The organism is Vibrio sp. HM8-C (genome assembly GCF_058630515.1).
Window position 1 is genome coordinate 1 of sequence record NZ_JBMMKS010000014.1, and the last position, 25,502, is coordinate 25,502.

17 protein-coding genes are annotated in these 25,502 nt (G+C 44.7%); 6 read left to right on the forward strand and 11 right to left on the reverse strand.

Annotation, left to right across the window (positions count from 1 at the left end; translation table 11 throughout):
• The first annotated feature begins 116 nt into the window (after positions 1–116).
• The 6 genes from ACOSVQ_RS15450 (at position 117) to ACOSVQ_RS15475 (ending at position 6,202) form a co-directional block, all read left to right on the forward strand.
• Positions 117–488 carry a YacL family protein gene (locus ACOSVQ_RS15450; protein ID WP_491983397.1) on the forward strand — a complete coding sequence of 124 codons (372 nt, stop codon included), beginning with the start codon at positions 117–119 and terminating at the stop codon, positions 486–488.
• A gap of 215 nt (positions 489–703) precedes the next feature.
• Positions 704–1,042, forward strand: a complete 339-nt coding sequence (locus ACOSVQ_RS15455) for a P-II family nitrogen regulator (protein WP_102941092.1) — start codon at positions 704–706, stop codon at positions 1,040–1,042.
• A 25-nt stretch (positions 1,043–1,067) separates the two neighbouring features.
• On the forward strand, positions 1,068–2,297 hold the full coding sequence (locus tag ACOSVQ_RS15460) for an ammonium transporter (RefSeq protein WP_491983398.1): 1,230 nt from the start codon (positions 1,068–1,070) through the stop codon (positions 2,295–2,297).
• 140 nt (positions 2,298–2,437) lie between these two features.
• Positions 2,438–3,451 (forward strand): Fe(3+) ABC transporter substrate-binding protein, encoded by a 1,014-nt coding sequence (locus ACOSVQ_RS15465; protein ID WP_491983399.1) that lies wholly within the window; start codon positions 2,438–2,440, stop codon positions 3,449–3,451.
• A gap of 97 nt (positions 3,452–3,548) precedes the next feature.
• Positions 3,549–5,174 carry an ABC transporter permease gene (locus ACOSVQ_RS15470; protein WP_491983400.1) on the forward strand — a complete coding sequence of 542 codons (1,626 nt, stop codon included), beginning with the start codon at positions 3,549–3,551 and terminating at the stop codon, positions 5,172–5,174.
• Complete coding sequence (locus ACOSVQ_RS15475) at positions 5,174–6,202, forward strand: ABC transporter ATP-binding protein (RefSeq protein WP_491983401.1); 1,029 nt, start codon at positions 5,174–5,176, stop codon at positions 6,200–6,202. Before ACOSVQ_RS15470 ends, ACOSVQ_RS15475 begins: the two co-directional genes overlap by 1 nt.
• Before the next feature lie 175 nt (positions 6,203–6,377).
• On the opposite strand, the gene ACOSVQ_RS15480 is transcribed toward ACOSVQ_RS15475, so the two are convergent.
• From ACOSVQ_RS15480 to ACOSVQ_RS15530, 11 genes are all read right to left on the reverse strand, one after another.
• Positions 6,378–7,790: a phosphoglucomutase/phosphomannomutase family protein gene (locus ACOSVQ_RS15480; RefSeq protein ID WP_491983402.1), complete on the reverse strand. Its 1,413-nt coding sequence runs from the start codon at positions 7,788–7,790 to the stop codon at positions 6,378–6,380.
• 156 nt (positions 7,791–7,946) lie between these two features.
• The gene (locus ACOSVQ_RS15485) at positions 7,947–10,349 is read right to left on the reverse strand and encodes a glycoside hydrolase family 94 protein (RefSeq protein ID WP_491983403.1); all 2,403 of its coding nucleotides are present in this window, start codon (positions 10,347–10,349) and stop codon (positions 7,947–7,949) included.
• A 119-nt stretch (positions 10,350–10,468) separates the two neighbouring features.
• The gene (locus ACOSVQ_RS15490; protein ID WP_491983404.1) at positions 10,469–12,382 is read right to left on the reverse strand and encodes a beta-N-acetylhexosaminidase; all 1,914 of its coding nucleotides are present in this window, start codon (positions 12,380–12,382) and stop codon (positions 10,469–10,471) included.
• A 39-nt stretch (positions 12,383–12,421) separates the two neighbouring features.
• A complete protein-coding gene (locus ACOSVQ_RS15495) occupies positions 12,422–13,297 on the reverse strand; it encodes a glucosamine kinase nucleotide-binding domain-containing protein (RefSeq protein WP_491983405.1) in 876 nt (291 codons plus the stop codon).
• Positions 13,290–15,071, reverse strand: a complete 1,782-nt coding sequence (locus tag ACOSVQ_RS15500) for a glycoside hydrolase family 9 protein (protein WP_491983407.1) — start codon at positions 15,069–15,071, stop codon at positions 13,290–13,292. The genes ACOSVQ_RS15495 and ACOSVQ_RS15500 overlap by 8 nt, the downstream gene beginning before the upstream one ends.
• A gap of 128 nt (positions 15,072–15,199) precedes the next feature.
• Positions 15,200–16,195: an ABC transporter ATP-binding protein gene (locus tag ACOSVQ_RS15505; protein ID WP_491983408.1), complete on the reverse strand. Its 996-nt coding sequence runs from the start codon at positions 16,193–16,195 to the stop codon at positions 15,200–15,202.
• A 51-nt stretch (positions 16,196–16,246) separates the two neighbouring features.
• Positions 16,247–17,230, reverse strand: a complete 984-nt coding sequence (locus ACOSVQ_RS15510; protein WP_165310344.1) for an ABC transporter ATP-binding protein — start codon at positions 17,228–17,230, stop codon at positions 16,247–16,249.
• Between the two features lies 1 nt (position 17,231).
• Positions 17,232–18,257 (reverse strand): ABC transporter permease, encoded by a 1,026-nt coding sequence (locus ACOSVQ_RS15515; protein WP_491983409.1) that lies wholly within the window; start codon positions 18,255–18,257, stop codon positions 17,232–17,234.
• A 2-nt stretch (positions 18,258–18,259) separates the two neighbouring features.
• Positions 18,260–19,246, reverse strand: coding sequence for an ABC transporter permease (locus ACOSVQ_RS15520; protein WP_165310346.1), 987 nt, complete (start codon positions 19,244–19,246; stop codon positions 18,260–18,262).
• A gap of 145 nt (positions 19,247–19,391) precedes the next feature.
• Entirely contained in the window at positions 19,392–21,062 is a 1,671-nt protein-coding gene (locus ACOSVQ_RS15525) for an ABC transporter substrate-binding protein (protein WP_491983410.1), read from the reverse strand.
• Positions 21,063–22,006: 944 nt separating this feature from the next.
• Positions 22,007–25,393, reverse strand: coding sequence for a response regulator (locus ACOSVQ_RS15530; protein ID WP_491983411.1), 3,387 nt, complete (start codon positions 25,391–25,393; stop codon positions 22,007–22,009).
• Between the last annotated feature and the right edge of the window lie 109 nt (positions 25,394–25,502).

The following is a 25,502-nucleotide window of genomic DNA, read 5'->3' on the forward strand; positions in this document are numbered from 1 at the left end:
TCTGTTAATAATTACCTTAGACATTCTCGTATCCTTTCTCGTCATAAACGTTCTCGTAACAAGATAGTGAGGCAGGTATACTCCACGCAAAATTAGGTTTGTTTGGTATCAATCCGATGGAATTTGAATTTACGAAAAACACATTAATGGGTGAGTATTACGTCAGTTGTAATATGGAACATCAAGTGATCGCTCGCTGGCTACAAGAAGAGATTGGCAAAGATCGCACAAAGATCGAGCAAGTGTTTTCGTTACTTAACCAAGTGCACCAAAGTCCAGCAAAAGAGTGGAAACTGGCTGGAAAAGAGATATCTCTCTCTGTTATAGGGAGTGAAGTGACGGTTCAGGAAAACACTTTGGGCTATAGCCATGATATTGAGTTTGAAAGTGAATTTGAGCTCTACGACAGTGAAAGTACGGCAGAATGTGGTCTGGAAGACTTTGAATCAATGATGAGACAATGGAGTGAGTTCATCCAAACCTATTAGATGTGTTGCTTTTGAAGCGTGCACTTATGTGGTGAAGAATGACTTAAACGCATTATTTTTGGGAAAGGGTTGCACAATATTTGTGCGACCCTTTCTTTTTTTTGCACAAATATCACATTAAATCCTTTTGTATCAATAAGTTAAAAAGTTGGCACGTACCTTGGATTACTAGAATGGGATTAGAGTTAATGGACTACAGCTTCAGAGAGGACGCGATGAAACTCATAAACGCAATCATCAAACCATTCAAACTTGACGATGTACGCGAAGCTTTAGCTGATGTTGGCATCGAAGGGATGACAGTATCAGAAGTAAAAGGCTTCGGTCGTCAAAAAGGTCACACAGAGCTTTACCGTGGTGCGGAATACCAAGTGGATTTCCTACCTAAGGTAAAAATCGAGATCGCAACACAAGCAGACAACGTAGATCGCGTTGTTGAAGCAATCATCAAAGCTGCTCACACAGGCAAAATTGGTGACGGTAAAATATTTGTTTATGACTTAAGTCATGCTGTTCGTATTCGCACTGGCGAAATGGACGTAGAAGCACTTTAAGAATCAGGGATTGGAGACAACTATTATGGAACTGTCAGTAACTGTAGCGGAGTTACGCTACGCACTGGATACTTTCTTCTTCTTAATTTCAGGCGCACTAGTAATGTGGATGGCAGCAGGTTTTGCGATGCTAGAAGCTGGTCTAGTTCGTTCAAAAAACACCACTGAAATTTTGACTAAAAACTTTGTGCTTTACGCTATCGCGTGCACTATGTACTTAATCGTTGGTTACAACATCATGTACGTAGATAACGCAGAAGCTGGTTGGTTACCTTCTTTCGGTACGCTAATCGGTTCACAAGCTGAAGGCGCTGACCACTCTCTAGAGTCGGATTTCTTCTTCCAAGTAGTATTCGTTGCAACTTCGATGTCTGTAGTTTCAGGTGCAGTTGCTGAACGTATGAAGTTATGGGCATTCCTAATCTTCTCTGTAGTTCTAACAGCTTTCATCTACCCTATGGAAGGTTACTGGACTTGGGGCGGCGGTTTCCTATCTGACGCAGGTTTCAGTGACTTCGCAGGTTCTGGTATCGTACACATGGCAGGTGCAGCAGCAGCTCTAGCTGGAGTAATCCTACTAGGTGCTCGTAAAGGTAAATACGGCAAAAACGGTGAAGTTTACCCAATTCCAGGTTCAAACATGCCACTTGCTACTCTAGGTACACTTATCCTATGGTTCGGTTGGTTTGGCTTCAACGGCGGTTCTCAGTTGATGGTTTCTGACTTCGAAAACGCAACTGCTGTCGGCAAAATCTTCTTAAACACTAACGCAGCAGCAGCAGCAGGTGCGATTGCGGCACTACTAGTTTGTAAAACAACTTGGGGTAAAGCAGACCTAACTATGATCCTTAACGGTGCGTTAGCAGGTCTAGTTGCTATCACTGCAGATCCACTATCTCCATCACCACTATACTCTGTAGCTATCGGTGTGGTTGCTGGTGCAATTGTAGTGTTCAGTATCATTGCTCTAGATAAACTAAAAATCGATGATCCAGTGGGTGCAATCTCTGTACACGGTGTGTGTGGTTTCTTCGGTCTAATGGTTGTTCCACTAAGCAACGCAGATGCAACATTTGGTTCTCAGCTTCTAGGCGCAGTAGTTATCTTTGGTTGGGTATTCGCAGCAAGCTTGATTGTTTGGTCTATCCTAAAAGCAACAATGGGTATCCGCGTTTCTGAAGAAGAAGAGCAAGAAGGTATGGATATGCACGACTGTGGTGTTGAAGCGTATCCTGAGTTCTCAGTAATTAAATAATTAATACTTAGATCCTCGTCGAAAAAACCTGCCCCTGTGGCAGGTTTTTTATTATTTACGATTGTGTTCGGGAAAAACGGTTAATATAATTTATCGAAATAAAAAACGTTATCATTATCACTACTTATTAGGTTTAAACGATGAAAAAGATGCTCACACTTTCTGCACTTGCGTTAAGCGTTTTAGCTCCGTCTGCTATGGCAGCAGAGGAAGTGAATGTTTACTCTTACCGCCAACCTTTCCTCATTGAACCAATGTTTAAAGAGTTCACTAAAGAGACGGGCATTAAAGTTAATGTGAAGTTTGCTAATGAAGGTATTGCAGAAAAGTTAGCACAAGAAGGTGAATACAGTCCTGCGGACGTGGTATTAACTTCAGAGTTTAGCCGTTTGTTTGAATTGTCTGATAAGAAGTTAACTCAACCAGTTAACAGCTCTGTTATTGATGAAAATATCCCAGCACAATACCGTGATAGTAACGAAGAATGGTTTGCTTTAACGATTCGTACACGTAGTGTTTATTCTTCACGTGATCGCGTAGGCAAATTGGGCAATGACTTTAACTATCTTGATTTAGCTAAGCCTGAATATAAGGGTAAAATCTGTACTCGTAGTGGTAAGCACCCATACAACATCGCTTTGGTTGCAGCCATGATTGCTAACCACGGCGAAGCAGAAACAAAAACATGGTTAGAAGGCTTAAAAGCGAACCTAGCTCGTAAACCACAAGGTAATGACCGTGACCAAGTTCGTGCTATTAAAGAAGGTCTATGCGATCTTTCTTTAGGTAACAGCTACTACTTGGGTAAAATGCTTGAAGACAAAGAGCAAAAGAGCTGGGCGGAATCGGTATACATCAACTTCCCAGACCAAAACGCTCAAGGTACACACGTGAACGTGAGCGGTATGGCAATGGCTAAATACGCTCCAAACCGTGATAATGCTGTAAAACTAATGGAATTCCTAACGGGTGAAACAGCTCAGCACATGTACGCAGAAGTTAACTTCGAATACCCTGTGAAACCGGGTGTGAAGCGTTCAGAACTTGTGGCATCTTGGGGCGAGTTTAAGTCAGATACACTACCTTTAGAAAAGATTGCTGATAACCATACAGCAGCAATCAAGTTACTTGATGAAGTAAAATTTGACCTTTAATGTGTTCGAGGGGGGAATTTTTCCCCTATTTTTAAAAGCGATATGAGATGTCTTTGCACATGTTGATGCATCTCAAATTGTCTTGTTGTAATAGGCAATGAAAGAAAAACATCTTATATGGAAAACCAGTAGTGTTGTTCTAGCAACCCTGCTGGTTTTGCCGATCTTAGCGATATTCTTTACCGCTGTTGGTCATACCGATGACGTCTTTGCTCATCTAATGGCAACGGTGATGCCCACCTACGCGCAAAATACCGTCATTCTCACCGCTAGTGTGATGGCTTTATCCCTTTTGTTTGGTATACCAAGTGCTTGGATTATGGCGATGTGTAAGCTGCCGGGGGAAAAGGTTCTCCAATGGGCGTTAGTGTTACCATTAGCCATTCCCGGATACATCGTTGGCTATATTTTTACCGGCTGGTTTGATTATGCGGGACCTGTTCAGATGTGGCTCCGAGAGTTAACTGGTTGGCAGGCGGGTGAGTATTGGTTTCCTGATATCCGAAGTTTAACCGGAGCCAGCATCGTGCTGGCTTTAGTGCTTTATCCTTACGTTTACTTATTGTGTCGAGCTACGTTTATGGAACAGAACGTTTCTCTACTACAGTCGGCTCGATTACTAAAATGCTCCCCATGGGAAAGTTTTAGACGTATCTCTTTGCCTTTGGCTCGCCCTTCTATTGCTGTTGCATTATCGCTGGTGGCGATGGAAACCGTCGGGGATTTCGGCACCGTTAAATATTTTGCAATCAGCACATTAACAACTGCGGTATATGACACTTGGCTCAACTACTCCAATCTTAATGCCGCTGCCAAAATTTCAGCCATTATGCTGGTCATCGTGCTGTTATTGCTGAGTGCGGAACGTTACAGTCGCCGTAAGCAAAAGCTGTATCAGACTCAATTCAATAGCCATGAAGATTTTCGTTATCAACTAAGCGGTTGGAAAAAGTGGTTTGCTATGTTCTGGTGTTGGGGATTAGTGGCTACTGCCTTTATCTTCCCACTGCTACAACTTCTCAGTTATGCATACACTTATTTCGAACAAAGCTGGACGGCAGAGTTCCGAGAATATGCGATTAACAGTCTCAAAGTGTCGCTAACTGCAGCGATAGTGGCTGTTACTGTCGCCTTGATTCTAAACTTCTATGCTCGCTTGAAACAAAATCGTTTTAGCGTCGCTTTGATGCGCCTGTCTTCCATGGGGTATGCGGTTCCGGGAACTGTGCTCGCTATTGGTGTTATGGTGCCAGTTCTCACCATGGATCACACTGTCAATGACATAGCGAAAGCGATGCAGTGGGGGAGACCGGGACTGATATTCTCTGGCACTATGTTCGCGATTATTTTTGCGATGTTGGTACGTTTCTCTGCCATCGCTATCGGCAGTATTGAGAGCAGCCTCAATAAGATTTCCCCTTCACTGGATATGGCCGCACGCACTATGGGGTGTCAGGCTAACAGCATGTTGTGGCGAGTCCACTTTCCGCTAGTACGACGTGGTGCTTTGATTGCTGGTTTGCTGGTGTTCATCGAATCGATGAAAGAACTCAATGCTTCATTGCTTCTGCGTCCATTTAATTTCGAAACGCTGGCAACGTATGTTTATAACTATGCTTCGGATGAGCATTTAGAACTTGCTGCTTTGCCCGCCGTTTTGTTGGTATTAGTTGGTTTAATACCTCTAGTTATTGTTAACCGTTCTTTGGAGCAAAACCACTGATGAGCTGCGCACTTTCCATTCAAGAGCTGACTTGTCAGTACGATACTCAAACTGTGTTGGAATCTCTTTCACTTGAAGTCGACCAAGGTGAAATTGTTTGTCTGCTTGGTGCGAGTGGATGCGGTAAAACAACGTTGCTTAAAGCGATTGCTGGGTTATTGCCTTTGACTTCAGGGCACATGAGCTTGAATTGCGTCACTATTGATGACGGAGCAAACTGGTTAGCGCCTGAAAAGCGCAATATCGGTATGATTTTCCAAGATTACGCTCTGTTCCCACATTTAACGGTAGAAGAGAACGTTGGCTTTGGCCTTCGCTCGCTACCTGCTTCTGAACGTAGTAGTAAAGTGCAGGATATGTTGGAACTGGTTCACCTCAGTGGTTTTGGTGATCGTTACCCACACCAGCTTTCCGGTGGTCAGCAACAGCGCGTCGCGATTGCACGTTCACTGGCCTATAAACCAGACCTGCTTTTGCTTGATGAGCCTTTTTCAAATATTGATACGCAAGTACGCCACGATTTGATCGCCGAGATTCGTAAAATCTTTAAAAAGCAGGGTGTAACAGCTATTTTCGTGACCCACTCTCGTGAAGAGGCTTTCGCTTTCGCTGATAAAATGGCAGTAATGAATCACGGTGTGATTGAGCAATATGGCACGGCTTCAGAGCTTTATTATCAGCCGTCGAGTAAGTTTGTCGCTGATTTCCTTGGTGGTGGTAGCTACTTACCTGCGACGCGTAATACTGATGGTCTGTTTGTTACCGCTTTAGGGACACTAGAAGCACAAATGCAGGTGGATATTTCAGTCGGCAATAGTTGCGACTTATTGCTGCGTCCTCAACAGGTATTGATTCAAGCGTCCGACGATGGCGAAGTAACGGTTTTAGAGCAGCAGTTTATGGGCGATCACTGTCGATACGTGATTGATGTCCATGGTACTAAGCTTCTTGCGACATCTTCTCAGCCAATCTCTGTAGGACAAAAAGTTGTCGTGGAAATTGATGAGCAGGGTATTCTCGCATTCTGATCCTCTTCGTATTTGACGCTGCAGCGTTGTTGGCTGCCTGAGTAAACCCCAATCACAATCTATTTATAAACGAAATAGAAATCTATGCTCATGGGGATTCACTCACTTGCCGCCTAGCTGCAACGCCAACTACTTTGAGGAACGCTGACTAAGTCATTTGCTTATTTGAATATCCTTACAAAGACAAAAATGTCTTCATCTGCAGTAATACTCGCTCCGCAGTCGGCTTGTCTTCCATCTCTGCAAATATACGCAGCAAAGGTTCTGTGCCTGAGAAACGGGCAATGACCCAACCACCATTCTTGAAATAGACTTTTGCGCCATCTTCGTAGCTGACTTTTTCTATTTCAAACTCAAAGTGCGGTAATTGCTTTTCAATATAGATTTTGTTGTACAGAGCTTGCTTCTCTGTTGCTTTAAATTTGCAGTCACCTTCGGCGGTGTAGGCATAGCCATAGCGTTGATATATTTCATCCAGCATCTCTGAAAGCTTCTTACCTGTCACGCTGATCATTTCAACCAGCAAGCTTGAGGCAAACACGCCATCTTTGCCTTTGATATGACCACGAATGGTTAAACCGCCAGAGCTTTCACCGCCTAACAGTGAATCATCCGCTTCCATTTGTGAGCTAATATGCTTAAAGCCTACAGGAACCTCAAAGCTCTTTTCGTTGTGATCAGCTGCGATTTTATCTAACAGATGCGTAGTGGCGATATTGCGTACTACTGAGCCTTTCCAGCCTTTGTATTCAAGCAGGTAGTAATACAGCAGCATCAACACTTCGTTAGGGTGAATGAAGTTACCTTTTTCATCAATGATGCCAAGGCGGTCCGCATCACCGTCAGTCCCGATACCAATGTCGTAACCTTCATTTTTAACTAAGTGTTGTAGTCGGTACAAGGTGGTCGCACTTGGCGATGGCATTAATCCGCCAAAATCAGGGTTCTTACCATCGTTGATCACATCCACATCGCAGCGACCATTGATCAACACCGTTTGCAGAGCGTTTTTCGCTACGCCAAACATAGGATCGATCAACACGCGTAAGTTGGCTTTTTTGATCGCTTCGATATCGATAAAGTCGATGATCGAATCGACAAATTCATTCATTGGGTTGATCACGATAATTAGCTTGTCTTGAAGTGCTTGATCAAATTCCACTGCACGTACAGCCGATAAGGTTAGTTGTGCTATTTGTTGTTCGATCTTGTTAGTGATTACTTCATCGGCATCGCGTCCGCCACGTATAAATACTTTTACGCCATTGTAATCAGCTGGGTTGTGAGAGGCAGTAATACAAGCTGAGTATGCGCAGTCGAGCTGTTTCGCTTTATACATCACCACTGGTGTTGGTACGAATTTGTCGATAAAACTGACTGTAATCCCGTTACCAGCCAACACTTCTGCAAACCATTTAGCTGCTTTATCTGAAAGGAAGCGGCGGTCGTAACCAATCACAAAGCCTTCATTGGCGACATTTTCGCTATTGATGATATTGGCTAACGCTTGCGCAACTAAACGAACGTTGTCTTTCGTGAATTCTTCACCAATGAAAGCGCGCCAGCCGCCGGTACCAAATTGAATCATGTTCTATTCTCCTTATTGGACTTGCTTAGAGCGGATATTGAAAACAAACAGGCATTTATTTGTTCATAAACAAGCGTCCATGGAGCTTCGATGTGCCATCCATGGCACATAGGGTTTGTTTATCAATATCCACTTACGCTTAACGCAAAGCGTGTATTAGCCCATTACCACTGTGATTTGGTTAACGCTGCCTTGCGGTTGAGCGTTGATGACATCTGCCTGCTCACCATTCACCTTAATTGAGGTTACGCCTTTGCTTACGCCATTCGGGTTCAGAACCTTGATTTGGTAAGTTGCACCGCGCCATTGGCGTGTCACCTCAAATTCCGGCCATGAAGTTGGAATGCATGGGTCAACAATCAGAGTATCGAAACCAGTGCGTACACCAAGGATGAAGTTAGTCGCTGCATAGTAAGCCCAGCCAGATGTACCTGTGAGCCATGGGTGGTTTGCTCGACCGTGATCTTGATGGTCACGTCCCATGATGAACTGTACATAGGAATATGGCTCAGCTACGCGAGTCTCAATTATATCGTTCTGGTTGTATGGGTTTAGGGCGTCGTAGAATTCCATCGCTCTGTCGCCACGACCTAACTTAGCTTCCGCTACCCAAGCCCAAGGGTTTGGATGAGAGAAAATAGCGCCGTTCTCTTTTACGCCTTGATAAACACGGGTCACAAAACCAATGTCATCGTTTGGTGTTGCAAAGGATGGAGCATTGAGATGTATGCCGTATGGTGAGAACAGATATTTGTACACAGCATCCATCGCTTTCTCGCCACGCTCTTGCGATACCGCACCAGATAGAACCGCTAGCGAGTTCGATTCAAGATGAACTTTGCCTTCCAATTGTTCAAAGGTACCGATTTTGTCGCCATCTTTGGTCAGACCGCGGATATACCATTCGCCCTGTCCATCCCATAAGTGGGTTTCACATGCGTCGCGTACACCGTCTGCCATCGCTTGGTATTTGCTTACCGCTTGATTGTCATTACGGTATTTCGCCAATTCTAGGAATGCTTCAAGCGCCCAGAAGTGAAGGAAAGAAACCATTGCTGATTCACCACCGCCTAAGTTCAGACAGTCGTTCCAGTCAGCTCGCAGACCTTTACAGATTCCTGTTTGCCCTACGTATTCTGCTGAGAAATCCAACGCTGCCATCATGTGCTGGTAAACCGTTGCGTTACCGCCGTCGGCGTAAGGAATGACTTCATCAATGAAATTGAAATCGCCGGTTTCTTTAACGTAATTAAGAATGGTCGGAACGATCCATAAATGGTCGTCTGAACAGGTATCTTTAATGCCGTGGATCTTATCTTCGTCAGAAGGTGTTGGAACAACCGTCGGAGATTTAGAAGGTTTTACGTTGGCTTTTTCTGGATCGAACCAGTCTGGATCAAACAGGTGTAAGCCATAGCCTGCTGTTACTTGTCCACGTAGAAGATCCACTAAGCGTTTGCGCGTCATATTTGGGTTGGTATGAGGTACAGAGATTGCGTCTTGCGCAGTATCGCGGTAGCCAAGACCGGTACGTCCACCCACTTCAATAAAGGAGGCAAAGCGAGACCATACCACACAGGTTTCCGCTTGATAGAGAGTCCAAGCGTTAAGCATGGTGTTTAGACCTTCGTTTGGTGACTTCACCTGGAACTTGTCACAACGTTCATCCCAGTGTTGTTTGATAGCAGCGAACGCCTTATCCACTTCAGTTAGGTCTTGGTATTTGGCACGAAGTCTTTCGCCATTGCCTTTACCAACGCCTAGTACCACAGCAAAACGTACTAGTTCACCCGGTTGTAGCGTGAATTGCTTATGCAGAGCACCGCAGTGGTTGTAGCAGGTTTGAGTGAGGTTAGAACATTTGCCTTGCTCTACAGCAATAGGGTTTGCTTCATCGCGGTACATACCTAAGAAAGTATCGCGTTGCCCATCATAGCTATCAGCATCAAACGTTGCGGTTAGGTAGTAGTAGCCAAGGAAATCGTCAGTGTTGTAGTAGAGGTCGTATTCAATCACACCATTTTTGTAATCAGTGCCAGCAGAGTAAAGCGACATTTGATGGTTTTGGTTGTCCGATTTAATGTGACTAAATGAAAACTCAACATAGTTAAATGCACTGATAGTCCGAGGGCGATCAGAGGTGTTTTCAATGACGACATCCCAGACTTCTGCATCTTCACCTTTTGGTACAAACAGAGTTTTGGTTGCGACAATTCCGTTGTAGTCACACTTGAATTTTGAATAAGACAAACCATGGCGAACTTCATAATCTGCTTGGTCTAGGCTCTTTGCTACAGGTTGCCAAGAGACAGACCAAAAATCACCAGTTTCATCGTCACGTAGATAGACGTAATGCCCCGGACGATCTTGCGTGAAATTAGGGCGGAATTTGGTCACTCGGTTGTATTCTGGCGAGTTATAAAATGAGTAACCGCCGGCGTTATGAGAGATAACGCTGCAGAATTTTTCCGTACCTAAATAGTTCGTCCATGGCGCTGGAACGTCTGGACGAGTGATGACGTATTCACGATTGTCGTTATCGAAATAGCCGTATTTCATGGTGATTTCCTTTTTCTAAAAACTGCGAATAACGCAGCCAATGTCGATGCTAGCGAAAATGAATATGTGCTTGTTTCCATCCCTTGCTTTGAATTTGAAAGGGAAGGCAAAATAAATTGTTATTTCCAAGGGGCTCGATAATGGATGCCTTGCTTTTCGAGCAAAGGTAAGTGTCCTTTTAGGCGAGCGAGATAGTCTGTCCAGTCACGTAAAGCACTTTGCGTCCAGCCAGCCTCTGCCAGAGCGGTAAGTCGAGGGTAGAGCATGTAATCCATACGTGATTGGTCGTTAATCAGTTCACACCACAACGCGCTTTGCATACCTAATATGCGTTTGCGAATTGGGTGATCGGCAGGTACTTCCTCCAAAGGTTCATAGCCATAAGCGCGTTCTAAAGGTGTCACACCTGCCCATGCCACCCCCGGTTCTTCAGGGGCATAATCTTGAACAATATCGAGATAGGTGTACTGACCCGGCTGCAAGATCACATCGAAGCCTTGCTTCGCGCAGTCCAGCGCGGCTTGCTCTGACAGCCAAGAGTAGATAACGGTATCTTTGCTCACCTTGTTGCCATGCTGAGCTTCTTCCCAGCCCACCATGCGTTTGCCTAAAGAACGTAATTTCTTCTCAACGTATCGCAGTAAATGTCCTTGTAGTTCTTTCGCGTCCTGATACCCATGTTCGTCCATCAATGCCTGACATTTAGGACTGTTAATCCAGACTCCATCTGGAACTTCATCAGCACCAATGTGAATGAATTGACTTGGAAACAGTGCTGAAACCTCTTCAAGGACCAGATCCAAAAATCGATAAGTGGCAGGCAACGAAGGGGACAACACGTTGTCGTTATAATTTTGAATACTGCGATATTCAGAACGATCTTCGGTGTCGAGCAGCCATTCAGAGAGTGAACGGATCGCAGCGCGGCAATGACCGGGAATGTCGATCTCTGGAATAACGGTGATCCCACGAACTTGCGCAAAAGCGATCACTCGTTTGATCTCTTCTTGGGTGTAATAGCCACCGTGCTGATCCGTCGCCGTACTGAATTGCGGACCAATCTCTTTGTCTACGCCACGCCAAGCCCCGATATTGGTAAGCTGAGGCAGTGATTTGATCTCAATTCTCCAGCCTTCATCATCAGTGAGATGCCAGTGAAAGGTATTAAATTTGTAATGAGCCAATTGATTGATGAGGCGTTCTACACGTTCAACAGGATGAAAATGTCGAGCGCAATCGAGCATCATGCCTCGGTATTTAAAGCGAGGTGCATCAGTGACTTTGACGTACGGTATGAACAAGCCACTTTGTGTGCGTTGGACTAACTGCAATAACGTTGCTGACGCATGAACAAAACCCACATGGCTACTTGCTTCTAGCAGTACACCGTGGCTAGTAACGGTTAACTGATAATGTTCTTCATCCAGAATAGGATTGATTTGATACACAATGTCAGCGTTGCCAATTGGCTGTGGTTCGAACTCATACAGACTTTTGAGTTCCTGTTGCAGCCATATTGCAGCTTGTTCTGCTTGTGTTGATTGCAGCGTGATCTGGCTGGTGGTTGCTAGCAAATAGCTTCCAGAAAGTCTTTCTATACGATTCGGTTTAGGAATCAAACATAGCTCGGCTTGTAGCGTTTGCGGTATTTCACTGCGTTCTTGATAAGGGGAAGCCAGAACAATTGGTGTAACCGCGACGTCATAGCGGACGGTAGCTTCGGCATGATTAAGCTGTACAAACGCTTCTTTTATGCCGTCACTATAAAAACGAAATGGTGCTGTTTTAATGCGGAATTCGCAGTAATAGTGACCATTTGCGGGTAAAACCGCTTGTTTTGGCGTAAGGCTACAAAAACTGCCTACTTGATGCAGTTCGCCGTTGGAGACACTGTCTGGCTGGATAAAGCGATCCATGATGAAGTGCAATGACCAGTCAGCAAGATCTTGCTCGCTTAAGTTATGCAGCGTCAGCCCAAATCGGCAATCATTTTTCTGTTCTGAAAGTACAGCAAAGTCAATTCGATAGTTCATCATCAACCCTTAATAGAAATTCTCTTAATACAACTTCTTCTAATACAAATTGTGCGCTGGCTTGCCAGCAAACATCAGTGCGCCTTCTATAGCGTCGAACTGGGGGGTAACAATCCAATGCTGAACTGTCGGGGATAGCCAATTCAAAATACGTTCAGCAATACTGCCCATCAGGCAAATTTTCTCTGCGCCTTTGCGCTGGAGAGCGTTTAAGAACATTTCGATATCTGCTGCTGTTTCTTTAAGCAGTTCAACAGCAAGGGCATCGTTTTGCTGCGCATAAGAAAAAATGGCTGGCGAAAACTGACCATAATCACGGGGAAGCGCGGACTTAGACCATTCAACAATTTGGTCTACGTCATTATCAAAATGCTCCATCACGTGCTGGCTCAGCTTAGTGTGAGGGCGAATGCCATCTTGTGTCAGAATCACCTTCTGAATCAGGCTTAAGCCCATCATGGCGCCGCTGCCTTGGTCTGAAATTGGGAACTCTCTGCCACCCACCACATGCTGTTGCCCATCTTTAAGTAAAATGCCGCAAGAGCCCGTACCCGCAATCATAATGGCGCCGTCCTGACCATTGTGAGCACCTAAACAAGCTCCGTATGCATCGGTGTTTAATGTGATGGATGCAAAAGGGTATGGTTGCTGCATAAAAGCAAACCATGCCGATTTTTGTTCTGCTCCCGCTAACGCAAGTCCCACATGCATTCTGTGTAAGTGAGTCTCGTCTAGACCACCTTGCTTTGCCGCTATGCGGATAGCTTCAATGATGGAACGCAAGGCAATGTCTACCCCAAGCAGGATATTCGCGCTGCCACTTTTACCCTCGCCAATTAGGTTGCCTTCTGCATCTCGAATGCGAGCTCGACAGGAAGTACCGCCACCATCAATGCCCACATAGTAGTTACTCATGACATGTCTCCTTTGACTGCTCGCACCCAGCCGATTTGTAATGCTCAAACTGGCCCATGATCGCCAGTAAGTACCAAGCTCCATGAGGAATCCATTGTTCTCCCCATCGCCAGTTTTGCATCATGTCGTCTTTCTGCTTTTCGGGATTGAAGGCAATATCTTCTGGATCTTCAAACCCTGCGGTAATGCCATTACAGACACCGCCTTTAGCATTAAAGAATCCAAGATGTGGTAAGTAGTCCGGATTGTTATGCCCGTGCCCGTCTAGCATGCACATATCGTATGGGTTTAAGCCAAGTACCCAGTTCAGAGCATCTTGTGCAAAGCTCAGCAGTTTGTGTTGTAGTTGTTGGTCTTTTAAGTACGGCTGTACTTGATAAGCCATGACTGCAAGCGAAGCCAGACGGGCGTTTTCGCCCTGCCACCAATAGCCAGTTTCGTTGTTTTGTGAAATGAAGAATGCGCTACGTTTGTCGCCATCTACATCTTTGACATATTGACGTGGATAACCAAACGGATTGCGTACTGAAGAAGTAATGGTTAGTTCAAACAAGCATGATTGCTGTACGGTTGTTTGAACCGATGCGAAACGCTCTGCGCAAGGTTCGATATCAAGGTATTCACACAGTGCAATGACAGGAAGCCCAGCTTCTGCAGCATGATAGTAAGGTCGACTACCGGTTTCGTTTGCTGACCAGAAGTTAAGATAGTTTTCGTCGACTTGCTGTCTTGCAGATAAGCGTTCAGCCCAGTTTCTTGCTTCTTGTAAGTAAGTCTGCTTTGAGTCTTCTTCTGATACAGAGCGATACAACTCGCATGCTGCAAGTAATGCGCAGTATTCATCGATGATGTTTTCTATACCGTCGTTGAGATAATGAGTGTTGTATTCTTTTAAATGCCAATAGCCTTTCACAGCAGCATTTAGATAGTCTTCACTGGTGTATTCACCGTGGATATCGCATCTTGCAGCCCTTGCAGCCCTTGCAAGCGCTGCAATAGCCACACCACCGCCTTGACGGAAGCCTGCTTGATAATCGTTGGATTTGTGACCCTGCTGAGTTTCATAAGCACAGATCTCTCTGCGCTTGATGTCTTTACTCCACTGGTCGAAAACGGTCATGTAAAAAAATCCCTCGGAGTGCTGCATACGAACTAAGAAATCAGCACCAAACAACGCCTCTTCCTTAAGGCGAGTGCGAGAAAATGCAGCAAACTCCGAGCGATGGTCTAAAAGCGCTAACCCTTTGAACAGGTTCCATACCACAATGGGGGTTTGTTGTGGATTCAAATAGTTAGCGTAAGAAAGGTGACTTAAATATTTGCTAACGTCACCTGAAGCGTCGTACCAGCCTCCATGCACATCGGCAGTGGATGATGTGCCTAGTAGAGGTACAGACTTATCTTGCTTGTCAAAAATTCCGCCACAGCGTTGTGACTTAAAATAATGCAGCACATCGGAAAAAGTACGCTGCATCAGTAGACCTTGAGCAATCGTAAAAACTTCAGATTGAGTACTTTCAGATTGAGAGTTTTCAACACGTAAGTAAAAGCTGCCTTCCCCAGTAAACGGAGAAAAGTCGATGCGATGAAAATACCCTTGATGCCAATTCGCCACTTTACCGTGTCGCTCAATTTTGAGTTGAGCGACAGTCTTATGGCTATAACTGCAAACAAGTTGAGCAAAAGTAGGGTGTAGCTCTGAGGTTTGACTCAAAAGCACCGCCTGTTTTGGTCCAAATGTTTCATAGCCAATGTGGTTGATCAGTAACTGCATTTAGGTCTCCAGTTGCCTTTCTTGACTAGCACTGTAAAGGCAGTGCTAGCTTTCTTAATACATCAGGTTTGCCCAAGACGAAGGAAAACCTATAAGTTATTGTTAATGTTTAGTTTTTGTATAGGTTTTTAGTTTTCGTATAAATAACAGCGGACGAAGTGATTCTCTGCCAGCTGCGTCACCGCCGGCAATTGCTCACGGCATTTGCTGGTGGCATGGGTACAGCGTCCAGCAAACGGGCAGCCCACAGAGGCTGGAGTCCACAATGGGATTTCACCTTTGTTGCCTTTTAGTTTTTCGTGGATCGATTTCTTTGGATCCGGAACCGCTGAAACCAGTAGCTGGGTATATGGATGTTGCGGATCGTGAATGATTTGCTCGGTATCACCCCATTCCACCATATGACCGACATACATAACGGCGAGATCTTCTGCAATGTAGCGAGCGGTTGCGATGTCGTGCGTGATATAGAGAAGAGACATTTTTTTCTCAAATTTCATCTCTTCCATCAGATTTAACACGCCAGCACGAATCGAGACGTCGAGCATCGAAGTCGGTTCATCAGCGAGCACCACTTCAGCACCCACCGCGATGTTGCGAGCTAAGTTGACACGCTGACGCTGACCACCAGAAAGCTGGTGCGGATATTTTTCTGCTGTCTCTTTAGGTGGAATTAAACCAACCTGTTCCAGCAAGTCATACACGCGTTCTTGAAGCTCTTTCTTATTGCCAGGCTTCACTTTTTTATGGATTAAAAGTGGGCGGGCAATATGGTGAAAAATGGTGTGCGTTGGGTTAAGTGAACCGAATGGATCTTGCCAAACCATTTGGATTCCCTCGCGGTAATGCATCAGATCAGAACGAGATTTGATCTCTTGAATATCACGACCTTTGTACTCAATGTTGCCTGAAGTCGGTGCGTACATTTTGGCGATCATTTTGGCTGTAGTGGATTTGCCAGAGCCTGATTCACCGACCACTGAAAGTCCGCGACTTTTATACATTTTGAATGACACGTCGTTGATAGCGCGCATCATCGGTTGTTTCAGCGTATTACTGTTGATCGGGAAGTCTTTGACCAGATTCTTCCCTTCAATTAATAGATTTTCGTTTTGGATATTCATATTTTTCTCCACCCCTAACTTTGCGAATAGCTTGACCGTAACCAACTCAAACTAGAGCTTTACCTGTGCAATCGGCTCACCGTAAAGGTGGCAATTTGAATAACGTCCCGGCTCAATTTGACGAAGTAGAGTCGACACTTTGGTACAGGTTTCATGGACACGATCACAGCGCGCTTGGAAACGGCAGCCTTGTGGGATTTCCAGTAGGTTCAAAGGGTTCCCCGGAATACCTGTGAGCTTGGTTTTTGGTCCTGTTAATGGTGGAAATGAACTACCCAATCCTTTGGTGTAAGGATGGAACGGGCTTTGTAGAATCTCTTTTGAAGGAGCTACTTCAATCAGTTCACCGGAATACATGATGCCAATGCGGTCGGAGAACTCGACCATCAAAGACAAGTCATGGGTAATGAACAAAATAGAGAAGCCGAACTCTTCTTTTAACGCATAGATCTTTTGCAGAATCTCACGCTGAACAACCACATCAAGTGCCGTGGTCGGCTCATCCATGATGATCATCTTCGGGTTAAGCGCTAACGCAATCGCGATCACTAAGCGCTGACGCATACCTCCAGAAAACTGGTGTGGGTAGTCGTTTAAGCGGCTAGGGTGAATATCCACTATTTCCAACAGACCTTCAGCGCGGCGTTTTGCCTGCTCTCGAGTCAAATTGGTATGGCGCATAATCACATCACAGAACTGCTCTTCCATACGCAATACAGGGTTAAGTGCGTTCATGGCGCTTTGGAATACCATCGACATCTGGCTCCAACGGAATGACTGCATTTTGTCATCGCTGTACTGAAGGATGTCTTCGCCATTGAAAATCACTTCACCACCGGTAATAAACGCTGGCGGCTTGTGTAGACGCATTAGCGAGAATGCAACGGTTGATTTACCACAACCTGATTCACCAGCTAAGCCAAAGACTTCGCCCGGTGCAATATCAAAGCTAACGTTGTTACAGGCGCGTACATCACCAGCGTCAGTAATGTAGTCCACGCATAAGTTGCGGATTGAGATAAGTGGTGCTGTCATGTTATTTGTCTCCGCTCCAAAGTGCATTTTGAGGTGGCAAGTTAGGCTCGCGCGCTGATTTGTCTTGCTGAGCGAGTTTCTTCCAACGTTTCATCCCTTTGTGAGAGCGCAATTGTGGGTTTGCAATTTCGTCCACTGCGAAGTTAAGCAGTGCCAGACCAGTTACTAGCAGAGTCAGTGATAGACACGGAGCTAGTAGTTCCCACCAAGCGCCAACCAGCATAGATGAAGAGGTTTGCACGTTGTAAAGCATGATGCCCCAACTGATGGTGTTCGGATCACCTAAACCTAGGAAGGAAATAGTGGCTTCCATCATTACTGCGTACATCACTGAACCGATGAAGCTGGCGCCGACAATTGAAATAAGGTTTGGAAGAATCTCAACGAAGATAATGCGCCATGAACTCTCACCTAATACTTCAGCGGCTTTGACGAACTCTTTTTCACGCAGTGCTAGCGTCTGAGCTCGTACCACACGAGCACCCCATGCCCAGGAGGTACACCCTATGATGAGGGATATGGTTAGAGGACCAGCTTCTCCAATGAAAGCTGCAACCACGAACAGCAGCGGATATTGAGGAATAACCAGCATGATGTTCATTGCTGCTGTTAAAAAATCATCGACCTTGCCACCGAAGTAACCAGCGGAAACACCGATGATGGTCGCCAGAAAACAAACTGTGATACCCGCACCGAAGCCGACTGCTAGTGATACGCGAGCACCGTAAGCGACCTGCGCCCATACGTCACGACCCATACGAGTCGTACCAAGGGTATGATCTGCTTTCTTCGACATCGCCAATGTTCTTCTGTCGGTTGCGAAGTTTTCAGCAACCCAACCATTGGGATCGCTTTTCGCCGCTTTCACTACAAACGTAGGATATTCATGTGGGTTACCTGTACGTTTGTCGGGGGCATGTTTTGTAATCAAAGGTGCTGCAATTGCGATAAATAAGAACATCGACAGTATGGCAACGCCAATCATGGCTACTCGGTTACCCGATAAAAGTTTCCAAAGTGCTTTCATGATTATTTACCTCCCTTACGTAGACGAGGGTCGAGTACGACATAAAGCATGTCTGCGAGCAGGTTAAAGAACAGCATAAACAGAGTCATGATAAGAAGTTGACCTTGCAGAACTTGGTAGTCACGGGCAGTGATGGCGTTAAATAGCACAGTGCCAAGACCCGGGTAGTTGAAAATGATTTCGATGATGAGCTGACCACCAATCGCCATGCCTAATGACATAGAAAGCGCTGTTACACTCGGTAGCAATGCGTTACGCGCGGCATAGTTGAAAACAACACGGTTTTCGCTCAAACCTTTGCCTTTCGCCATCGTGATGTAGTCTTCAGCCAGTAAGTTGATCATGTTGTTACGCATGTTGACCAAGAAACCGCCGATTTGAACGATAGACGCACAGACAAGAGGCAGTATGGCGTGATAGCCCACATCTTTAATAAATGCCCAGCTTGTCCAGTCAGGCATTGTACCTGCTGTGTATGCGTAACCTGTTGGGAACCACTTCAGACCGATAGCGAAGATGAACATGGCAAGCATTGCGATAACGACTTGTGGCACTGCTTGGATAACCAACATTCCCGGAGTGATAAAAGTGTCGTAGCGGCTACCACGTTTCCACGCAGCAAAGATGCCGAGAATTGAGCCGATTGAGAAAGAGATAATGACGGCAGTACCGGCTAGAAAAAGTGACCAGCCAAATGCACTACCTAAAAGATCATTAACGCTCAAAGGGTAGAACTTAATTGAAGTACCTAGCTCCCAGCTAAAGATACTCTTCATATAAGTGATGTATTGTACGTACCAAGGACCATCTACGAAGCCAAGCAATTGTTTCATAGCTTCGATACGCTCTGGTGTTACTTGCGTGGTTGCGTTAGCAAACATCATGGTAACTGGGTCACCAGGCATTGCTCGCGGGATAATGAAATTGATGGTGGCTGCGACAAGCAGCGCGGCAAAATAAAATGACAAACGTCTTAAAAAATAACCCATAACTTACACCTTACTCACCCAGTGTGTTTCTGATTGCTAGCGAAATTTAGAGCGAGAAATCCCCTGACGCAGAGCGTCATAAATTGTTTAAATAGTGGGGATTTTTAATAGGCGGCGTACGAGGTACGCCGCAAAGAATGAACGTTTACTTAACTGGTTTTAAGTCCAGTACGTGTAGTAGACGCTCTGGGATACCAGCCCAAACACTTGGACGACCTTTCGGGTTGTCTTCGCTCCACCAACCAGTGAATCGAGTGGTGTTGTATTGGTACATCCAAGCTCCTGACAATACAGGGATAGTGACTTGGTTTTCAGCGATGATTTTCTGAATACCGTGAGCAATTTGTACCTGCTCGTTCTTATCCGCTGTTTTGTAGAAGCTATCTAGTAGACCGTCTAGCTTATCGTTTTTGTAGAAATGCATTGCGAAGCGAGGCATACCTTCACCACCTTGAAGTGCTGAGTTATATGCACTGTTCCAGTATAGGTAAGGGTCAGCACCGTGGAAGTAGTTTGTGTATGCTACATCGTAAGTACCTTTCAGCATTGCTTCGTTGTAAACCGCAAACTCAGGAGTACGTGCTTTCGCTTTGATACCCACTTCAGTTAACTGCTCAACCGCCAGTTGCACAGTGTTGTTGAAGTCTGTCCAACCGTTTGGAGATTGAATTAACAACTCAAAAGATTTACCAGATGGCGTGTCTACAAAGCCGTCACCGTTTACATCTTTGAAGCCTGCTTTCGCAAGAAGTGCTTTCGCGCCTTCAGCATCGTATGTGTTAAAGCCTTTGTACTTGTTGTGTACGGTTTCATCAGACCAAGCTTCAAATGCGTAACCTAAGCCCGATGCGAAGTCGTTCACTGTACCGCCACCGTAGAATGCGATGTCGATAATCGTTTGACGGTCAATCGCCATAGAGAATGCGCGACGGAAATCAACGTTAGTTAATGCTTCATTCTTCGCTGCATCAGGGTTTTTGAAGTTAACCACGAATGCTTGAGTACCCGATGCTGGATACCAGTAGTGGTGGTTAGGACTTGCTGCTGCATAGGTACGATCAATGTCAGGAATGAAAGATGAAGTCCAATCCAGCTCAGAGTTAACGACTTTGCCCAGTAGTTGGTCGTTGTTTGCGATTTGTGGAACACGTAAACAATCAACTTCTAGGTTTGCTGCATCCCAGTAGTTCGGGTTGCGACACTGAACATAAAGTTGCGGAGTGAAGGTATCGATTTCAGTGAATGGACCTGTACCAACAGGGTTTTCATTGGTGAAAGTTGTTGGTTCTTTGACATCTTTCCAGATGTGCTCAGCTACGATCGGTACAAGCGAAATTTCGTATGGTACGTTTGAGTTCGCTTCAGTCAGTTGGAAGCGTACGGTGTATTCATTTACTTTTTCTACACTCTTAACCCATTTGTTGATACCACGTTGGTCAAGCTCAGGTTTGTTTTTTAGTAGTTGATAAGAATAGATGATGTCATCAGCAGTAAACGTTTCGCCATCAGACCATTTCACACCTTTACGAACGTTAAATGTCACGCTCATTAGGTCGTCAGCCATTTTGTAGCTTTCAGCAAGACGCATCACCGGAGTGTTGCCTTTCATCTCGTTGAAAATAACTAATGGTTCATAGATAAAGTCAGTTGTCGTACGTAGGTTTGTTGCTAAGTATGGGTTGAAGTTACGAACCATAGTTGGGTAAAAATCAGGCACTATGGTTAGCTCACTGCGGGCTAATGCAGGAGCTGAGACGCTAATTGCTCCAGCGATAACGGCTGTTGCGAGTGCTGTCTTTTTAATATTGGCAAGCATAGCTGTTCCTTACTGTTTGCTTCATTTCACGAATGGATATGAATTTCATCATTGGATGAACAATTTCCAAGGGGTTACCTCATATTGAGTTCCACCAGCGGAGGAGCTTGGTGGATATGAGTGGCCTGTAAACCGTTGGCTGAGGTAAGAAAACACCTTGTATGAGTTTTTAGCAAACTCATTTCTCGTTAAAAACGTCAAAACTTCACCCATCTCCGTCATTAACGTCAAAACTCTTTATGTTTGATGCTATTTTGACCGCTTATTGAAAGGTGTAAAACCGCTTAATTATGGTGGGTTTTTGTCTTTTGTTAGTGGTCACTATCGTTTTTATTCTTTATTTAAAAAGTGTTTTCTGCGTTTTCTATAAAGTGAGAGGATTGTCACTACCACTTTTTCTCGTTAATTTGTCTTTGGAAATTAATTCTGGCGAATTGTTGTGATTGATATCCCAGAGACAAATAATTCCTTCTTTTTTACCTTATTTTTTGAATTTTTGGAGCATCGATACACGTCAATTCTATCTGATTAGGCTCAATTTTGGATGGTTAATTTTCTTTGTTAATTAACTTTATTGAAACGAATTTGGTAGTGCTTAAACTCCCACATATCTACGAGAGTATTTAGGCGATGGGAGAGGTAAAGGTTTTAATGCAGAACGCTATTGGTATGGTTCTTCATGGATATTTGCAACGTAGAAGCGGTATAACACGTACCTAGAGGCAGCTTAGATCTAAAGGTAAAGGTGACTGCTGCTTTTAGTTGCTGGTAAAAAATAGTTGCTGGTAAACGTCGTTAGTGGCGAAACGTCGTGAGTAGAAAATAGTAGTGAGTAGAAAACAGTGGTGAATAGAAAATTGTGGGTAGCAATAAAATAGCCCACAGCTGTGGGCTAAAGTGAATTGAACTGTTTCAACATAAGTGATGAAACATAGAACTGCGTTCTACATTGAAGCGATCAACTTCTGAAGCTTATTACGCAAAGCCTCTAAATGAAGGCGCTCTGACCCAGGTTCGTTATGATGCTCAAGGATGTAATCGAGAGAGTTCAGCACAGTACGCCAGCGCGGCGTTTTCGGTACTGTTTCTACTCGCAGGTACTTATCAAGTGTTCGGGTTTGCAGTGTGCTTCGGTCGAGATAGACACGCCACAGACCACTTTGCTCGGCGAAGGTGAACTTAGATTGACCCGGAGCTTTCTCCCAATAGTTGAGCGCACTGGTCATCGCATCAACGAGCACTGTTCGCATTAATTCTTGCTTCGATTGGTTGTCGCCTTCGGCTTTATCAGCAATGCGGGTAAATTCACCGCCGAGTTCTTTTAGTTGCTGCAGCCTCTCTTTATCCCCGCTGAATGCGTAGCTTGATAGTGCATCCACCGCTGTTTCTAAATTCTGTATCCTTTGCGCGCTCTGAGCTCCACCGACGTTTAATATGTAAATCGCTTGCATTCCAGAACTCTTCGGTAGTCTGAGAATATCTGCGGGTAGGCGAAGGCGTGAATCACCAACAAAAATGTCCACTTCACCACAATAATGTTCTTGAGCAATATTGAGATGTTTATGGGAAAACAGCTCTTCAGCACTGGAGCGTTTAAGTTGCTCTTGAGTTCGTTTAAAGAGTCTGGATGCAGCTTGGTTTGCAAACAGAATCTTGTTGTTTTCTTTTAGACAAACAATGGCTTCATGTGCAGATTCAAGCTGTTCTAAAAGCCGCTCTTGTGTCTCTAGTAAATCCGCTTCAACGATATTTCTCTGTTTGAGCTCATTTTGCAGTTCAAGGTTTTCTAATCGTCTTTGCTCTGCTTGGCTTGCCGCCATATGAGCGTGGATTCTCGCTGCCAGTTCCTTTTTATTGAAAGGTTTCGACAAGTAGTCATTTGCGCCTGCCGCAAAACCTCTCAATCGGTCTTCTGTTTGATTTAAAGCGGTGAGCATGATGATCGGTAAATCAGTCAGACTATATGTTTCTCTTAGCTTTTCACAAACCTGATAGCCACTCATACCCGGCATCATGATGTCGAGCAGTAATAGCTCTGGTTTCTCTTTTTCTACCGCTTTAAGCACTTCATTTCCGTCTGCGACCGTACGGACACGATAACCTTCTAATCTTAAGAAACTGTCCAGAATACGAAGGTTCACGGGTTCGTCATCTGCAACCAATAACAATGGACCATCGTGGTTTTCCGGCAAATTACTCGTGTCTGGCAGTTCAACTTCGCCAATATCTGGTGCTTGGAAGTGTGGTTGTTCGGTCAGTTTGGCTTGCTCTATCTCTTCAACTGAAGCAATAGGTAATGTGAAACTAAATGTGGTGCCAACTAGCGGCTGGCTACTTACATAAAGGGTACCATTCATCAGTTCTATCAGTTGACGGCTGATGGATAAACCGAGTCCTGAACCTTGGCGATAACGGTTTGTATCTATTGTCCCTTGAATAAGCGGTTCAAAAATATGTTCTAACTGATCCGCAGGAATGCCCTGTCCAGTATCTACAACTTGAACTCGAACTTGGTCATCGATTAATGACGCTGAAATGACAATTTTACCTTCCGAGGTGTATTTGATCGCATTACCGATAAGGTTATATAGCACCTGCTCTAGGCGTTGAGGATCGGCCGATACCCAGAACTGATTGTCTGATATCTGGTTGATGATCCTAATCGGTTTTTTACCAAGTAGATGGTTAGAGAGTTCTAGCACTAGACGTGTCGAACTAGAAAGATCAACCGCATTGCACTGAATATCCAAATCACCATAACGCATCTTGTGATAATCGAGTAAGTTGTCCACTAGGCGAGCAAGGCGTTGACCGCTGGTGGCGATAATATCTAACTGGTATTTGTGGTCAGACGTAATAGGGCCGTTTGCACCAGAAATCAGTGCTTCAGCAATGCCTATCATGCCGTGTAATGGCGTTCTTAATTCGTGAGAGGTTGTCGCTAGAAACTCGTCTTTGAGTTTGTTGGCTAGCTGCAACTCTTCGTTTTGTTTACGAATAATTTGGATGTTTTTTTCCAGTTCACTGTTTTGCGATTTGATGAGCTGGATTTTTTCACGGATGGAGCGCTGCATACGCTCGAAACTGATAGCAAGTCGACCGATTTCGTCTTTGCGTTCAGTGTTAATCATGCTTTCATCGAGATCGCCGGCAGAGGCACGCTCAGCAGCCCAAGTGAGCCTCAATAACGGAGCTGTAATGAAATTTGAAAGCATATGAGAGGCGATGACTACCAATACGATGGCGGTGAGCATGGCTAATATGAACAGCTTTTCTAGCTGGTTAACACGTGCAAAGGCCTCTTTCTCTGGTAGCTCAACAATGATGGCCCAGTGTGTATTTTTAAGATTGATGGGTGCGTAAGCTGCAATGTTTTTCTCACCGAGAGTATCGGTATAAGTGCCTACATCAATTTTGCCTGATAGCGCTAAATTGATGACTTCACCGCTTTTATCAATTTCGTCTTGTAAGTACGAAAGCGTTAGCGAGCGATGATCTTGTCCTACAAGCAGTGTTTGCATAGCTGAATTGCTGCTGTCGGCGATGAGCTTAGTAATGCCTTTGTTTGGCAAGCGGAACATCGCGTAGCTGTGCAAATAGCCTTGTTGGATAATAGGGGCGCCAAACCAAGCGTATTGCTGACCATTTTCTTCGATGAAGTCTGAAAGAATTACGGGGGTAAAGTCTTCGTTATCTTCTCGATGCTCAGAAACGGTTTTCTCTAACCGCTGAAAGGTTTGCCCAAGATTGGCATCTTTGAACTTCCCTGAAAACAGGTTAGTACCGTACTCCTCGTTCTTATTGATGGAGTAGGTTACATTTCCGTTTAAATCGACCAATAAAATATCATCGAAATCGGAGCGTTTAAGTAGCTCCATATACGCCCAGTGGTAGCGTTTATGCAACAGGCGGTAACGTTCACTGCCAACGTAGCTGTTTGATTGAGGAAGAACAGACGTCTTTACTTGATCGCCGGATCCAAGAATATATCTTTGTTGCGCATTCTCTCTCGCTTGTTCCATATCTTCACCTAAGCGAGAAAACGCGTTCACTAAGCCGTAAAATCGACCGCCACTGGCATATGCGAGTTCTGAGCGAACAAATCCCATCACTTCTGATTCTTTAGCATTGAGATAGTCGATAACTTGCTGCTGTTTAGTATCTCGAACAGACAGAAGGTGAGAAGTGCTTTGTTCTTGAAGATCATCAATATGAGACTTCAGGAAGAAGATTGCTGTAACGGTCAGAGGGGTAATGCTCAGCACCAGAAAGGCTAGCATTAAGGTGTTTTGTAAGCGTTTAAACTTTTGTCTGCGATAAAACCTGAACATATCAAAGAGATTTCTTTCAATGAAACTTGCAGGCAAACCTGCAAGTTATGTGATCGACAAAAAAACAGTTACGCAGAAGTTAACAAGTTTTTTTTCTTTGACAAGTAAG